The 15,192-nt window shown below is 60.5% G+C and carries 13 protein-coding genes; 7 read left to right on the top strand and 6 right to left on the bottom strand.

Features of this window, described 5'->3' with window-relative positions; genetic code table 11:
• Positions 1-15: 15 nt before the first annotated feature.
• The 7 genes from BFQ03_RS14460 (at position 16) to BFQ03_RS14430 (ending at position 5,669) form a co-directional block, all read left to right on the top strand.
• Positions 16-1,005: an alpha/beta fold hydrolase gene (locus tag BFQ03_RS14460; protein WP_032863387.1), complete on the top strand. Its 990-nt coding sequence runs from the start codon at positions 16-18 to the stop codon at positions 1,003-1,005.
• 229 nt (positions 1,006-1,234) lie between these two features.
• Positions 1,235-1,726: a ribonuclease E activity regulator RraA gene (gene rraA / locus BFQ03_RS14455; protein ID WP_029298280.1), complete on the top strand. Its 492-nt coding sequence runs from the start codon at positions 1,235-1,237 to the stop codon at positions 1,724-1,726.
• 23 nt (positions 1,727-1,749) lie between these two features.
• Positions 1,750-2,745 carry a zinc transporter ZntB gene (locus BFQ03_RS14450; RefSeq protein ID WP_032863386.1) on the top strand — a complete coding sequence of 332 codons (996 nt, stop codon included), beginning with the start codon at positions 1,750-1,752 and terminating at the stop codon, positions 2,743-2,745.
• A gap of 85 nt (positions 2,746-2,830) precedes the next feature.
• A complete protein-coding gene (locus BFQ03_RS14445; RefSeq protein ID WP_029298275.1) occupies positions 2,831-3,076 on the top strand; it encodes a hypothetical protein in 246 nt (81 codons plus the stop codon).
• Between the two features lie 2 nt (positions 3,077-3,078).
• On the top strand, positions 3,079-3,903 hold the full coding sequence (locus tag BFQ03_RS14440) for a mechanosensitive ion channel family protein (RefSeq protein ID WP_032863385.1): 825 nt from the start codon (positions 3,079-3,081) through the stop codon (positions 3,901-3,903).
• Positions 3,904-3,990: 87 nt separating this feature from the next.
• Positions 3,991-4,581 (top strand): RNA polymerase sigma factor SigX, encoded by a 591-nt coding sequence (gene sigX, locus BFQ03_RS14435; protein ID WP_032863384.1) that lies wholly within the window; start codon positions 3,991-3,993, stop codon positions 4,579-4,581.
• A 107-nt stretch (positions 4,582-4,688) separates the two neighbouring features.
• On the top strand, positions 4,689-5,669 hold the full coding sequence (locus tag BFQ03_RS14430) for an OmpA family protein (RefSeq protein ID WP_032863383.1): 981 nt from the start codon (positions 4,689-4,691) through the stop codon (positions 5,667-5,669).
• 62 nt (positions 5,670-5,731) lie between these two features.
• Here BFQ03_RS14430 and cobA read toward each other — a convergent pair whose 3' ends face one another.
• The 6 genes from cobA to BFQ03_RS14400 form a co-directional block, all read right to left on the bottom strand.
• Positions 5,732-6,469 carry a uroporphyrinogen-III C-methyltransferase gene (cobA, locus tag BFQ03_RS14425; protein ID WP_065943399.1) on the bottom strand — a complete coding sequence of 246 codons (738 nt, stop codon included), beginning with the start codon at positions 6,467-6,469 and terminating at the stop codon, positions 5,732-5,734.
• A gap of 11 nt (positions 6,470-6,480) precedes the next feature.
• Positions 6,481-9,189, bottom strand: a complete 2,709-nt coding sequence (locus BFQ03_RS14420; RefSeq protein ID WP_065943398.1) for a nitrate reductase — start codon at positions 9,187-9,189, stop codon at positions 6,481-6,483.
• Positions 9,189-9,506, bottom strand: a complete 318-nt coding sequence (nirD, locus tag BFQ03_RS14415) for a nitrite reductase small subunit NirD (RefSeq protein ID WP_032863380.1) — start codon at positions 9,504-9,506, stop codon at positions 9,189-9,191. Before nirD ends, BFQ03_RS14420 begins: the two co-directional genes overlap by 1 nt.
• Complete coding sequence (nirB, locus tag BFQ03_RS14410; protein ID WP_032863379.1) at positions 9,503-11,956, bottom strand: nitrite reductase large subunit NirB; 2,454 nt, start codon at positions 11,954-11,956, stop codon at positions 9,503-9,505. Before nirB ends, nirD begins: the two co-directional genes overlap by 4 nt.
• 272 nt (positions 11,957-12,228) lie before the next feature.
• Positions 12,229-13,896: a bifunctional protein-serine/threonine kinase/phosphatase gene (locus tag BFQ03_RS14405; protein WP_032863450.1), complete on the bottom strand. Its 1,668-nt coding sequence runs from the start codon at positions 13,894-13,896 to the stop codon at positions 12,229-12,231.
• Positions 13,896-15,107 carry a nitrate/nitrite transporter gene (locus BFQ03_RS14400; RefSeq protein WP_032863378.1) on the bottom strand — a complete coding sequence of 404 codons (1,212 nt, stop codon included), beginning with the start codon at positions 15,105-15,107 and terminating at the stop codon, positions 13,896-13,898. The genes BFQ03_RS14405 and BFQ03_RS14400 overlap by 1 nt, the downstream gene beginning before the upstream one ends.
• Between the last annotated feature and the right edge of the window lie 85 nt (positions 15,108-15,192).

Raw genomic sequence — 15,192 nt, 5'->3', positions numbered from 1 at the left:
TTGTGCAAGAACATTATGCAGAGCAGCAGTAACCTGTTTCCCGTCGCCCTGATCAGCGCTGAGCGTCGTGGCGACCTGAGTGAAGATGTCTATCGCCTCAAGCCTGGCAACAGTCCCGACAGCACCGTAGAGCTGGCGGTGACACGCCTGGGCCTGGCCGATGTCGCGCAAAGCCGTGGTGTCCCGGTGGTGCTGGTGCATGGCAGCTTCTCCAATCGACGTTTCTGGTATTCGCCCAAAGGCATTGGTCTGGGGGCGTATCTGGCGCGCCAGGGCTTTGATGTATGGATCCCGGAAATGCGTGGGCACGGGCTTTCCCGGCGCAACCAGGATTACGCCAAGAATCGTGTCGCCGACTATGCTCGATACGACTTGCCCGCCATCGCCGCCTTTGTGCGTGAGCAAAGCGGGCAGATCCCGCACTGGATCGGCCATTCGCTGGGTGGCACGACCTTGGCGGCAGCCTTGGGTGGCCAGTACCTGGGCGCGCCGGCGGTGGCATCGGTGGCACTGTTTGGCTGCCAGGTCAGTCGTACTTACTGGCCGTTGAAAATTCCGCCGGTGGAGTGGGGTGGGCGCTTGATCCTGAAGCGCTTTGCCCAGCTCTCCGGCTCGCGGCTCAAGCGTGGTCCGGAAGACGAGCCCATTGGGTTGGCCCTGGAAAGCATGCGCTGGCATGGTTTGTTCGGGCGTTTTGGCGATGCCGAGCGCGATTGGTGGAAAGGTCTGGCTGAGGTCGATGTGCCGCTGTTGGCGGTGAGTGCCGCGGGTGACCATCAAGATCCGGACTGGGCCTGCCGCAAGCTGTTTGAACAAGTGGGCAGCGAGCATCGTCAATACCTGTGCCTGGGGCGCCAGCAAGGGTTCAGCGGTGATTTCGGGCATGTCGAGATGCTGGTCAGTAAAGCCGCCCAGGCCGAGGTGTGGCCACTGGTGCTGCGTTGGCTGAAAGATCCATTGACACCCTTGGTGGGCGCGCAGGCGCAGGTGCCCGTGACAGTCTGAGATAAGGCTCTGAGACGGGCGTTTCGCTTGATGGGACTTGCGGCTAAGATATGACGCACCAGGCTGTTCTGGTCATATTCAGTCGCGCAGTGGTTATTGCGTTACAGGCTGGTGGGTCTGATCATTGCGGCCCACGAGGCGGCAGGTCTTAAAGAATGCCCGTTGCGATGCGTTTTCTTGATGTGGCTGTGGATGTTCGACACCTTCTTTCACCGACAGGAGTTTTTCGATGAACCATTACGTTACCCCCGACCTGTGTGACGCCTACCCGGACCTGGTGCAGGTGCTGGAGCCGATGTTCGCCAACTTTGGTGGTCGGGACTCCTTCGGTGGCCAGATCGTGACCGTCAAGTGCTTTGAGGACAACTCCCGCGTCAAGGAGCAGGCCGAGTTGGACGGCACCGGTAAAGTGCTGGTGGTCGACGGTGGTGGTTCGCTGCGCTGCGCCTTGCTGGGTGACATGATCGCCGATCGCGCCGCAAAAAATGGCTGGGAAGGGTTGGTGATCTACGGCTGTGTACGGGACGTTGATGTCCTCGCCCAGACTGACCTCGGCGTGCAGGCCCTGGCCAGCCATCCGAAAAAGAGTCATCGCCAGGGTGTGGGCGACCTGGGCGGGGCCGTGACCTTTGCCGGCGTGACATTCCGTCCAGGCGAATATGTCTATGCCGATAACAATGGCGTGATTGTTTCGCCCAGCCCGCTGAAAATGCCTGAATAACCGCAGTAATCGACGGGGTGAGGATGTTCGAGGAAGAAAACGCGCAGTGGGGGCTGGTGCATGCCCTGGTGCTGGACGGTAAAGGCGGTGCGCGTTCGATTGCCCGGACAGAGCTTGATGACCTGCAACTGCAGCCTCAGGAAAGCCTGTGGCTGCATTGGGACCGCAGTCATCCCCAGACCCAGACCTGGCTGCGCAAATCCAGTGGCCTGAGCGAGTTCGCTTGTGACCTGCTGCTGGAGGAGAACACGCGACCACGGCTGTTGCCGTTGCCGGACGACGAGTTGCTGCTGTTTCTGCGCGGAATCAACCTCAATCCGGGGGCCGAGCCGGAAGACATGGTGTCGGTGCGTATCTTTGCTTCGGCCGACCGGGTCATCTCCCTGCGGCTGCGGCCTTTGCGCGCCACGGACGAGTTGCTGGTGCAACTGGAGGATGGAAAAGGTCCAAGGACTGCTTCCGAACTGATCCTGTGCATGGCGCAATACCTGACCAACAAAGTGCAGGATCTGGTCAGTGACCTGTCTGAAATCGTCGATATCGAAGAAGAAAAACTGGATACCGACGAACGGTATACCCCAGAGCATGGCAGTGTCCTGCAGATCCGTCGGCGTGCCGCCGCGCTGAAGCGTTTCCTGGCACCGCAGCGCGATATTTTTGCGCAACTGACGCGCATAAAACTGCCCTGGTTCGTCGATGACGATGCCGACTATTGGAATGAATTGAACAACAGCCTGACCCGTTACCTGGAAGAGCTGGAACTGAGCCGGGAGCGCGTGGGGCTGGTGCTGGAGGCCGAGGATAGGCGTTTGAGCCTGCGCATGAGTCGCACCATGTATCGCTTCGGGATCATCACCGGGATCTTTTTGCCGATGAGTTTTCTGACCGGTTTGCTGGGGATCAACGTGGGGGGCATTCCGTTCTCCGAGAGCCCCTATGGCTTCGTGATTGCCTGCTTGTTGATGGTCTCGGTGGCCCTTGGGCAGTGGTGGTTGTTTCGACGTTTACGCTGGGTTTGACCTGAACGTGACCTGAACCGCGGGTGAGGTCATGTGACCCGATGAATTTTGCCCTCGTCTTTTAAATCACTTGCGAGAGGTCCCTATGCACGATCCGTTTGAACAGTCTTTGCGTGACATGCTTAACGCTTCGCCGTCCAACCGTGACGACGATGCTTGCCTGGGCCGCGTACTGAAAACCGCCAACCGCCAGGTAGGCGCGGGCGACCTGTTCGGTCTGCTCGGTCGCTGGCTGCCGGCACTGATGATGGCGCTGAACAACGGTTCGGCCCATGTATCACCTGTTTCTCGTCGTAAACCTATTGCTCGCACTGCTGATAAGGCTGATTGAATATGGAACTTGATCTCTGGACGCAGAGTCTGGTCACTGCAATGACTGCGTTGTGGACCAAGGTGGCGAATTTCATTCCCAACCTGTTTGGTGCGCTGGTGCTGGTGTTGCTGGGCTTTGTCGTGGCCAAGCTGCTCGACACCCTGCTTTCCAAACTGCTCGCCAAGCTGGGCCTCGACCGCTTGATGGCCGGCACCGGATTGACCAAGCTGCTGGGGCGCGTCGGGCTGCAAGTGCCGATCTCGACGTTGATCGGCAAGATCGTCTATTGGTTTGTTTTGCTGATTTTTCTGGTTTCTGCGGCGCAATCCCTTGGACTTGAGCGAGTTTCAGCTACGCTCGACATGCTGGCGCTGTATTTGCCGAAAGTATTCGGCGGCGCGCTGGTGTTGCTGGTAGGGGTTTTGCTGGCGCAGTTGGCCAATGGCCTGGTACGCGGTGCTGCCGAAGGTGTCGGCCTGGACTATGCCGCAGGCCTGGGGCGAATTGCCCAGGGGTTGGTGATCATCATCAGTATTTCGGTGGCGATCAGCCAGTTGGAGGTCAAGACTGACCTGCTCAACCATGTGATTGTGATCGTTTTGATTACCGTTGGTCTGGCCGTTGCGCTGGCCATGGGTTTGGGAAGCCGGGGAATTGCCGGGCAGATTCTTGCGGGAATCTATGTGCGTGAGTTGTATCAGGTGGGGCAACACGTGCGTGTTGGCGAGGTCGAAGGGCAGATTGAAGAGATCGGTACGGTGAAGACTACGGTGCTGACCGATGATGGCGAACTAGTGTCGCTGTCCAATCGGGTTCTGCTGGAACAGCAGGTCAATAGCCGCTAACCCGGTAAACCCTGCTAATGTACGCCGCCGCAATCCTGGCAACCCAGGGTGTGGCGGACATTGACCTGACTGTCGGCACGACTTGTTTTGAATAAAGCCCAAACGCTGTCCACGCGCTATGACCCCCGTGAGCTCTCTGATGAGGAGTTGGTCGCGCGCTCGCACACGGAGCTGTTTCACGTAACACGCGCGTACGAAGAATTGATGCGCAGGTATCAACGCACTCTGTTCAACGTTTGTTCAAGATATTTAGGGAACGATCGTGATGCGGATGATGTCTGTCAGGAAGTGATGCTCAAGGTGTTGTATGGCCTGAAGAACTTCGAGGGTAAATCGAAGTTCAAAACCTGGCTCTACAGCATCACGTACAACGAGTGCATCACGCAGTATCGTAAGGAACGGCGAAAGCGTCGCTTGATGGACGCGTTGAGCCTGGACCCCCTTGAGGAGGCGTCTGAAGAAAAGACGCCGGCACCCGAGGAGAAGGGCGGGCTTGATCGCTGGTTGGTGCATGTGAACCCAATTGACCGGGAAATTCTGGTGCTACGATTTGTCGCAGAACTGGAATTTCAGGAAATTGCTGACATTATGCATATGGGTTTGAGTGCTACAAAAATGCGTTACAAACGTGCTCTTGATAAATTACGTGAGAAATTTGCGGGCAGTACTGAAACTTAGTTCGGTGCAAATATCTCTTACGTGTAGGCAAGTTCTGTTAGACTTGTCGCCGAGTTGTCCCCCGGTATGTGGGACTGCTTTACAATCACCAGATGGGGATTTAACGGATGAAACTGAAAAACACCTTGGGCTTGGCCATTGGTTCTCTTATTGCCGCTACTTCTTTCGGCGTTCTGGCACAAGGCCAAGGCGCAGTTGAAGGCGAGCTGTTCTACAAGAAGCAGTACAACGATAGCGTCAAGCACATCGAAGACGGCTTCAATCCTGGCGCTCGCATCGGTTACTTCCTGACCGACGACCTGTCCTTGAACTTGTCCTACGACAAAACCAACCACACCCGTTCGAACGACGGTACTGGCAACCAGAAGATCAAAGGTGATACCGGCAGCCTGACTGCTCAGTACCACTTCGGTCAGGCTGGCGTCGACTCCCTGCGTCCATACGTAGAAGGTGGTTTCGGTCACCAGAGCCGTACCAACGTACTGGCTGACGGTCACAGCGGTCGCGATCAGACCACTCAAGCCATCATCGGTACTGGTGTTAAGTACTACTTCACCAACAACCTGTACGCTCGTGCCGGTGTTGAAGCTGACTACGGTCTGGACAACGGCAAGTGGGATTACTCCGCACTGGTCGGCCTGGGCGTAAACTTCGGCGGTAACGCTGGCGCAGCCGCTCCAGCTCCTACCCCAGCACCAGCTCCAGAGCCAGTTCCAGAGCCAGAAGCTCCGGTTGCTCAGGTTGTTCGTGTTGAGCTGGACGTTAAGTTCGACTTCGACAAGGCCGTTGTTAAGCCTAACAGCTACGGCGACGTGAAAAACCTGGCCGACTTCATGGCTCAGTACCCAGCTACCAACGTAGAAGTTGCTGGTCACACTGACTCCGTCGGTCCAGACGCTTACAACCAGAAGCTGTCCCAGCGTCGTGCTGACGCTGTTAAGCAAGTCCTGGTTAAAGACGGCGTTGACGCTGGCCGTATCACCTCCGTAGGTTACGGCGAATCCCGCCCAGTTGCTGACAACGCAACTGAAGCTGGTCGTGCTGTTAACCGTCGCGTAGAAGCATCGGTTGAGGCTCAAGCTCAGTAATTACTGAGTGGTAGAAAAAAGCCCGGCTCTTGAGCCGGGCTTTTTTTCGCCTGCGATTTACCTCAGGCGCTGGCCAACAATGCAGCTTCACCCGCTGTTGCCGCCACGGCACCGATTACCAGGATAGCCGGGCTCTTCAAGGCGAATGCCTTGGCATCATCCTGCATGCACGCCAGGGAACTGCGGCACTCACGCTGCTGGGGCAGCGAGGCATTCTCGATCATCGCCACTGGCATATCTGCAGCCATGCCACCGTCCAGCAACTGCCGGGCAATCTCTGAAAGCTTCGCCACGCCCATGTAGACCACCAGTGTCGTGCCACCCTCGGCCAAGGCCCGCCAATTGAGGCTGCTGTCGTCCTGGGTATGGGCCGTGACCAGCGTTACGCCGCGACTGATCCCGCGCAGTGTCAGCGGTATATCGCAATGGGTCGCACCTGCCAGCCCGGCGGTGATGCCATTGACCAACTCCACGCTCACGCCTCGCTCCCTGAGCCAGGTCGCTTCTTCGCCGCCACGGCCAAAAATGCACGGATCACCGCCTTTGAGGCGCACCACACATTTACCCTGTCGCGCATAACGCAGCATCAAACGATGAATGAAATCCTGGGGCGTGGAACGGCAGCCGCCGCGTTTGCCGACGGTAATCACCCGCGCGTTCGGGCAATGCTCAAGCACCGCCGGGTTGACCAGGTCATCTATCAACACCACATCGGCCTCGTGCAGGGCCCGTACCGCCTTGAGGGTCAACAGCTCCGGATCACCCGGCCCTGCGCCTACCAACCAGACTTTTGCGCTCATATTCATTGCCCTCACACACTGATTGCGATTGGCTGCGAGGTGCTCGCCAATAGCCGTTTGATTTCTGGCACGCATGAGCCACATTGCGTGCCGCAGCCCAGCTCCTGCTTCAGTCCATCCAGGCCCAGGCCGCGGCTGATGCCTGCACATATCGCGTGTTCACTGACGTTCTTGCAGTTGCAGAGGATTTTGTTGCTGCTCGTACCCGCACCGGGTGGCGCGCTTAACGGGGCCAGCAGCCAGCGGCGCAGTTGTTCATCGGCCCGGCCTTCCAGCCACAGGCTTTGCAGCCAATGGCGGGCCAGGGTTTCGCCGGCCAGACGGATCGCGGTAATCCGGCCTTTCTCGATTTTTACCCGTTTGCCGATGGAGCGCCGTGGGTCGTCATAGGCCATGACCGGGCCGTCGTTGAGGCCCAGCAATTGGTCGATGTTCTTGAGCAACTGCAGGTCCGGCGCCTCGGTATGGGCAGCACGCACCAACAGCGCCGGCCGTTCACGCCCGGTCAAGCTGAGGCTGACGTAGGCAAAGCGCTCGCACAAAGGGCGCAAGGCTTCGAAGTGTTGCTGGACGTCCCCTTCGATCAGCGCAAACAGCTGCCAAGGCAATTGCACCGCTTCCAGGCGCACACCGCTGTGCTTGAGTTCGGGTTGTTTCGACAAGGGGTCGAATGCCGGCTGAGTCAGCAGGTTGACGCCGCCCTTGAGGAAGCGATCACCCCAATGCATTGGCAGGAACGCCTGGCCGGGCCGCACGCTGTCATCACTGGTCACGGCCACAATCACATGGCCACGCCGACTTTTCAGGCAGACCAGATCGCCCTCTTTGAAGCGGTGCCGGCGCAGTTCGTCCGGGTGCAGGCCAAGCAATGCTTCGCTGACGTGGCCGAACAGTTGCGCCGCCGTACCGGTGCGGCTCATGCCGTGCCATTGGTCGCGCAGGCGGCCGGTGATCAGGGTCAGTGGAAAGCGTGCATCACGTTGTTCTTTGGCGGCGCGATAAGGCTCGGCGATAAAGTGCGCGCGGCCACTGTCGGTCGGGAAGATACCGTCGGTGTACAGCCGTGGCGTGCCGATTTGCGCCTCGGCGGGAAACGGCCATTGCTGCGGGCCGATCCGGTCGAGCAGGGCATGGCTGATGCCTGACAGGTCCAGGTCCCGACCGCGTGTCAGCAGTTTGAACTCATCAAAAATCTGCGCCGGTTGCGCAAAGGCAAACAGGCTCGGTAGGCCAGGTCGCAAACGTTGCTCCAGGCGCTGTGCGAAATCCACGGTAATCGCCCAGTCCGACCGCGCCTCACCCGGTGGGGCAATGGCCTGGCGTACGTGGGAAATGCGCCGCTCGGAATTGGTCACGGTGCCTTCTTTCTCGCCCCAACTGGCGGCTGGCAATAGCAGGTCGGCAAAGGCCGCCGTTTCTGTGGTGCGGAAGGCTTCCTGCAACACCACGAATGGGCACGCGGCCAGGGCCAGGCGCACGTTGTTCTGGTCTGGCAACGATTGCGCAGGGTTGGTGCAGGCGATCCATAACGCTTTGATCTTGCCGGCCTGTACCTGCTCGAACAGCTCGATGGCGGTCAAGCCGGTGCTCGATGGCAGTTGCTCAACCCCCCAGTAGGCGGCCACTTGTGCGCGGTGCTCGGGGTTGTTGGCGTCACGATGGCCCGGCAGCAGGTTTGACAGGCTACCGGTTTCCCGGCCGCCCATGGCGTTGGGCTGGCCGGTCAGGGAAAACGGCCCGCAACCTGGGCGGCCAATGGTGCCGGTGGCCAGGTGCAGGTTGATCAGGGCGCTGTTTTTCGCACTGCCGGCGGTGGACTGGTTAAGCCCCATGCACCACAGCGACAGAAAGCTCGCCGAGGTGCCAACCCACTGCGCACACTGGCGCAGTTGCTCGACGCTGATCCCGCACAATTGCGTGACCATCTGCGGCGTGTAGTCGTGGACCAGGCGTTTGAGTTCGACCAGGCCATCGGTATGAGCCTGGATAAAGTCGCGATCGATCCAGTCTTCCCACAGCAGAAGATGCAAAATCCCATGGAACAACGCGACGTCAGTGCCCGGCAGGATTGCCAGGTGCATATCGGCCAGGTCACAGGTATCGGTGCGCCGTGGATCAATGACCAGCACTTTCATATCCGGGCGGCGCGCCTTGGCCTCTTCCAGCCGACGAAACAGTACCGGATGGGCGTAGGCCATATTACTGCCGACGATCATCACGCAATCGCTGGTCTCCAGGTCCTCATAGCTGCACGGCGGCGCATCGGCCCCCAGGCTGCGCTTGTAGCCGACCACCGCCGAGGACATGCACAGCCGGGAATTGCTGTCGATATTATTGGTGCCCACCAGCGCCCGGGCGAGTTTGTTGAAGCTGTAGTAATCCTCGGTCAGCAACTGCCCGGAGATATAGAACGCCACACTGTCGGGGCCGTGCTCGGCGATGGTGTCGGCGAACACCTGGGCGGCGTGGTCCAGGGCACTGTCCCAATCGGTACGGCCACGGGCCAGGCCTTTGCCCAGGCGCAACTCGGGGTACAACGCCCGCGCTGCCAGGTCGCCAGTCAGGTGCAGGCTGGACCCCTTGCTGCACAGTTTGCCGAAGTTGGCCGGGTGCGTCGGATCGCCACTGACCCCGAAGATCTGTGTGCCATCATGCTCGATCAGCACGCCGCAGCCGACCCCGCAGTAGCAGCAGGTCGATGCGGTGGTCTGGCGCTCCATCAACCGGCGTCCCGCAGGGCCAGCATCACCCGGCCGTTTTCAACCCGGGCGTGGTGATGGTGGGCGCAACCGATATCCGGGGCCTGGGCTTCGCCGGATGCCAGGTCGATCTGCCAGTTGTGCAGCGGGCACGCCACGCGTTTGCCATAGATTAACCCTTGGGACAGTGGCCCGCCCTTGTGCGGGCAGCGGTCGTCGAGGGCGAAGACTTCGTCGTCGCTGGTACGAAAAATCGCGATTTCACCTTTCGGGCCACTGATGATGCGCGAGCCCAGGGCGTTGATTTCGTCGAGGGCGCAGATATCCAGCCAGTTCATAGCACTACCTCCAGCTGTTTGACGGCGATGGTGTCGAATTCCTTCTTCAGCAACGGCTGTTCCAGACGTTCTTTCCATGGGTCTTGTTCGAACGACAGGGAGAACTGCAGGCGCTCGTTCAGGGCCTGGCGCCGTGCCGGGTCTTCCAGTACGGCCTTCTTGATATGGTCCATGCCGACCCGCTGCATGTAGTGCACGGTGCGCTCCAGGTAGAAGGCTTCTTCGCGGTACAGCTGTAGGAAGGCGCCGTTGTATTCGCGCACCTCCTCGGCGGTCTTGAGCTTGACGAAGAACTCCGCGACCTCGGTCTTGATCCCGCCGTTGCCGCCGATATACATCTCCCAGCCCGAGTCGACGCCGATAATGCCCACGTCCTTGATCCCGGCTTCCGAGCAGTTGCGCGGGCAACCGGAGACTGCCAGCTTGACCTTGTGGGGCGACCACATATTGAACAGGTCATGCTCCAGCTCAATGCCCAACTGTGTGGAGTTCTGCGTGCCGAAGCGGCAGAACTCGCTGCCTACGCAGGTCTTCACGGTACGAATGGATTTGCCGTAGGCGTGCCCGGAAGGCATGTCGAGGTCTTTCCACACACCGGGCAGGTCCTGTTTCTTGATGCCCAGCAAGTCGATGCGCTGCCCGCCGGTGACCTTGACCATCGGCACGTTGTACTTGTCGGCCACATCGGCAATCCGCCGCAGTTCGGAAGGATTGGTCACACCGCCCCACATCCGCGGGACTACCGAGTAGGTGCCGTCTTTCTGAATGTTGGCGTGGGCCCGTTCGTTGATCAGGCGTGATTGCGGATCGTCCTTGGCTTCCCCTGGCCAGGTGGAGATCAGGTAGTAGTTCAATGCCGGGCGGCAAGTGGCGCAGCCGTTGGGGGTACGCCAGTTCAGGTAGCTCATGGTGTCGGCGATGGTCAGCAGGTGCTGGTCGCGGATCGCCTGGCGAATTTGCCCGTGGTTCAGGTCGCTGCACCCGCAGATGGCTTTTTCGCTCTTGGGTTTGACGTCAGCCGCACCGCCCACGGTGTTGATCAGGATCTGCTCCACCAGCCCGGCGCAGGAGCCGCAGGAACTGGCGGCCTTGGTGTGTTTTTTCACCTCATCGACGCTGAACAGGCCCTGTTCCTGGATCGCCTTGACGATGGTGCCCTTGCACACGCCGTTGCAGCCGCAGACTTCGGCGCTGTCGGCCATGCTCATGGCTTTGTCCTGGCCTTGGTGGCCGACGTCGCCCAAGGCGTTTTCGCCGAACATCAGGTGGTCGCGGATCTCGCCAATGCCATGGTTCTCACGGATCTGCCGGAAATACCAACCGCCATCGGCGGTGTCGCCGTACAGGCAGGCGCCGACCAAGATGTCGTCCTTGATCACCAGCTTCTTGTAGACGCCGCCGATGGGGTCGGAAAGGGTGATGGTTTCGGTGCCTTCGCCGCCCATGAAGTCGCCAGCGGAAAACAGGTCGATACCGGTGACTTTCAGCTTGGTGGAGGTCACCGAGCCTTTGTAGGTGGCGAACCCCAGCTGGGCCAGGTGGTTGGCGCAGACCTTGGCCTGCTCGAACAGCGGCGCCACCAGGCCGTAGGCAATCCCGCGGTGGCTGGCGCATTCGCCGATGGCATAGATACGCGGGTCGTAGGTTTGCATCGTGTCGTTGACCAGGATCCCACGGTTGCACGGGATACCGGACTTTTCCGCCAGTTCGGTGTTGGGGCGGATCCCGGCGGCCATCACCACCAGGTCGGCGGGAATCACGTCGCCGTTTTTGAACTGCACCGAACCCACACGGCCATTGCCGGCATCGTGCAAGGCCTGGGTCTGTTCGCACAGGCGAAACACCAGGCCGCGGCTTTCCAGTTCGGTTTGCAGCAACTGGCCACTGGTCTTGTCCAGTTGCCGCTCCAGCAGCCATTCGCCGATATGTACCACGGTGACGTGCATGCCGCGCAGCATCAGGCCGTTGGCCGCTTCCAGGCCGAGCAGGCCGCCACCGATGACCACGGCGTGCTTGTGGGTCTTGGCGGTGTCGATCATGGCTTGGGTGTCGGCGATATCGCGGTAGCCAATCACGCCCTGCAAGGTATTGCCAGGGATCGGCAGAATGAACGGGGTCGAGCCGGTGGCGATCAGCAGGCGATCGTACTCGGCCTCGGTGCCGTCTTCGGCGATGACTTTGCGTTTGACCCGGTCGATCTGCACCACCTTGCGGTTGAGCAGCAACTTGATGTTGTTTTGCAGGTACCAGTCGAGGTCGTTGAGCACGATCTCTTCGAAGGTCTGCTCACCAGCCAGCACCGGCGACAGCAGGATGCGGTTGTAGTTGGTGTGGGGCTCGGCGCCAAAGACTGTGATGTCGTACAGCTCAGTGCTCAGCTTCAGCAGTTCTTCAAGGGTGCGAACCCCGGCCATGCCGTTGCCGATCATCACCAGTTTGAGTTTCTTCATGTCGTTCTCCGCAATGGCTCGACCAATCACGCGCAAACAAAAAAAGGCGTCCCGCTAGTTGCCTAGCGAGGACGCCTTTGTCCTGGTCCCGTTCTCTCGGGAAAGCCCCACCTTCGTCGTTGAAGGGTGGGCTGTATGTGGGGTGTTGCAGGAGCTAATGCAGTGGTTGTGCCAAGTCGTGAAAAGCCGGATTTACTGAGGTTCTGGCGGATGTCGCAAGGCTTTTTCGCACCATTTAAAGGCGCGACGCCCACAACTGGCGCGCCGACCACCTACAGGGATAACAGATACAGCAACACCAGATTGATCAGCAGCGACACCAGCGCCAGGGTTTGCCAGACCTTGAGAGGCTCGCGCTCCAGCAGCGGCCGGGGGCGCAGGCTCAGCTCGCGGCGGTCGGCCTGTTCCAGTACCAGCAGCCATTCCTCGGCGGTTTCGTAACGTTGATTCGGTTGTGCCGCCACCGAGCGTTCCAGGCTTTGCTGCAACCAGTCGGGCAGGTCCGGTCGATACCGGCTGGCGCTGACCGGCGTGTTGAAACGGGGCCGTTGGAAGGCTTCGATTTCACCGTAGGGATAGTGCCCGGTCAGCAGGTAATACAGGCTCACGCCGACACTGTACAAATCCTGCTGCGGGGTCGGACGTTCACCACTAAAGGCTTCAGGCGCGATAAAGCTGGGGGTGCCGGGTAGCAGATGAGCGCGGTCTTCGGATAACCCAGGGCAATAGGCCAGGCCAAAGTCCAGCACCCGCAATTCACCGTCGTCCCCCAGCAGCAGGTTTTCCGGTTTGATGTCGCGGTGCAGGATCTGCCGGCGATGCAGCATGCCCACCGCGCGCAGCAAACGCTCGGCGATGGACTGCCATTGCGCCAGCGGTAACGGGCCCTGGTGCTGGAACAGGGCGGCCAGGGTTTGCCCGCTGTATTCGCGCATCACATAGTACAAATGCTGGCGCCCGCTGGCCGGATGGACTTCAGGAAACGCCCGTCCGGCCACCCGGCGCAGAAACCACTCCTCCGAAAGCAATGCCTGGGCGGCGTCGTTGTCATCATCGTGGCCAGGGGGCAGGGTTTTCAGCAGCCAGGGTTGCTGCTGGGTGTCGCGTACCCGGTACAGCAACGACTGGCGACTTTGCGCCAGCACACTTTCCACCTGCCAGCCTTCAAAGGATTGCCCAGCCTTCAGGGGCGGCGGCAATGGCCATTGCTGCAACTGCACCAGCGCATCGCCCAGGGTCGCCGCGCCGAGCTGGTCAATGCGCACCAGCAAGGCGCTGGCATTGTCCTGGCTACCTGCCAGGTGGGCGGCACTGACGAGCGTATTCACGGCAAGGTTAAGGTCAGCCTGTTCGCGCAGGATCGCACGGATGCTGTGATCGGCCAGGGTCGACCACACGCCATCGCTGAGCAGCAGGAAACATTCGCCCTGGCGCAGTTCACCGTCGAGAAAGTCCACCACCAGATGCTGATCCAGGCCCAGGGCGCGCTTGAGCACATGCTGCATGCCCGGTTGCTCCCAGACATGCTCTTGAGTGATGCGCTGCAACTCGCCATCGAACCAGCGATACACCCGGCAGTCGCCGACGTGGGCCAGGGTAAAGCGCTGGCCACGAAACACCACGGCGCTGAGGGTGGTCAACAACGGCTGGCCGCCGCCATTGGCCTGCAGCCAGCGGTTCTGGGCCAGCAACAGCCGGTCCAGGGCCTGGGCCACGCTCCAGGTCTGCGGCGTGGCGTAGTAGTCCAGGGCCAGGGCCTGCAAGGTCGAGCGCGCGGCCAGGCCACCGTCGGCACATTGGCTGACGCCGTCGGCGATAGCACACAGGTAGCCTTTGCTCGCGGCCAACTCCAGGGCCGGGGTGACCAGGCGCAGGGCGTCCTGGTTTTCTTCCCGTGGCCCGATGGCGCTGGCCTGGGCAAAGCTCAGTTGCAGGCTCATCAGACCCGCGCTGCGGTGACGGCAGCCGAACCCCAAGTGGTCCTCCAGCGCCGCTTCACGCCATACAGGCCGAACCACGCCAGCACGCCCAGGCTGGCGAACAGCCACAATGCCAACTGGTAGCTACCGGTGCTTTGTTTGATTGCGCCCATGCCCGCTGCCAGGGCGAAGCCGCCGATGCCGCCGGCCATGCCGATCAGCCCGGTCATCACACCAATCTCCCGGCGAAAACGCTGCGGTACCAGTTGGAATACCGCGCCGTTGCCGGCCCCCAGGCCGAGCATGGTGCATACGAACAGCGCCAGTGCGGCGTAGGAACTGGGCAGGTTGAAACCCACGGCAGCGATGCACACGGCCGCTACGCCGTACATGCCCAGCAGCGTGCGGATCCCGCCGAAACGGTCAGCCAGGGCACCGCCCAGAGGGCGCATCAGGCTACCGCCGAACACGCAGGCGGCGGTGTAGTAACCGGCGGTGACCGGGCTCAGGCCATATTGGTCGTTGAAGTAGCCGGGCAGGGCGCTGGCCAGGCCGATAAAACCGCCGAAGGTCACGCTGTAGAAGAACATGAACCACCAACTGTCGCGGTCACCCAGGGCCTTGAAATAGTCGGCCATGGATTTGGCTTTTGGCCGTTCGGGGGCATTGCGCGCCAGCCAGGCGAAGACGATCAGGGTCAGGATCAACGGGATCAGGGCAAAGCCGAACACATTGCTCCAGCCAAATGCGGCGGCGATCAACGGCGCCAGCAGCGCGGCAAATACGGTACCGGAGTTGCCGGCCCCGGCGATGCCCATGGCCTTGCCTTGGTGCTCGGCGGGGTACCATTGGGACGCCAGCGGCAGGGCAACGGCAAACGAGGCCCCGGCCATACCGAGGAACAGCCCCAGCAGCAGCGCCTGTTCATAGCTGTGGATCCCCAGCTTCCAGGCAAAGAACAGCGCCACAATCACGATCACCTGGCCAATCAGCCCGGCGGTCTTGGGCGACAGCTTGTCGGCCAGCATGCCCATCAAGAAGCGCAGGATCGCCCCCGCCAGGATCGGCGTGGCGACCATCAGCCCGCGTTGCTGGGTGGTCAGTTGCAGGTCGGCGGCGATCTGTACCGCCAGTGGGCCCAATAGGTACCAGACCATGAAACTCAGGTCGAAATACAAGAACGCGGCAAACAAGGTCGGGGTGTGCCCGGATTTCCAGAAGCTTGATTTCATCACGCACCTCACGATTGGGGATCTTGTAGAAGGCCTGGTGATGGAACGGCCAGCAAAAGCCGCCCCACCAAAACGAAAAAACGCC

This window comes from Pseudomonas sp. 25 R 14 (genome assembly GCF_900004755.1).
Lineage (GTDB): Bacteria > Pseudomonadota > Gammaproteobacteria > Pseudomonadales > Pseudomonadaceae > Aquipseudomonas > Aquipseudomonas brenneri.
Note: the sequence above shows the minus strand (reverse complement) of the source record. Positions and strands in the feature narration are given on the sequence as shown.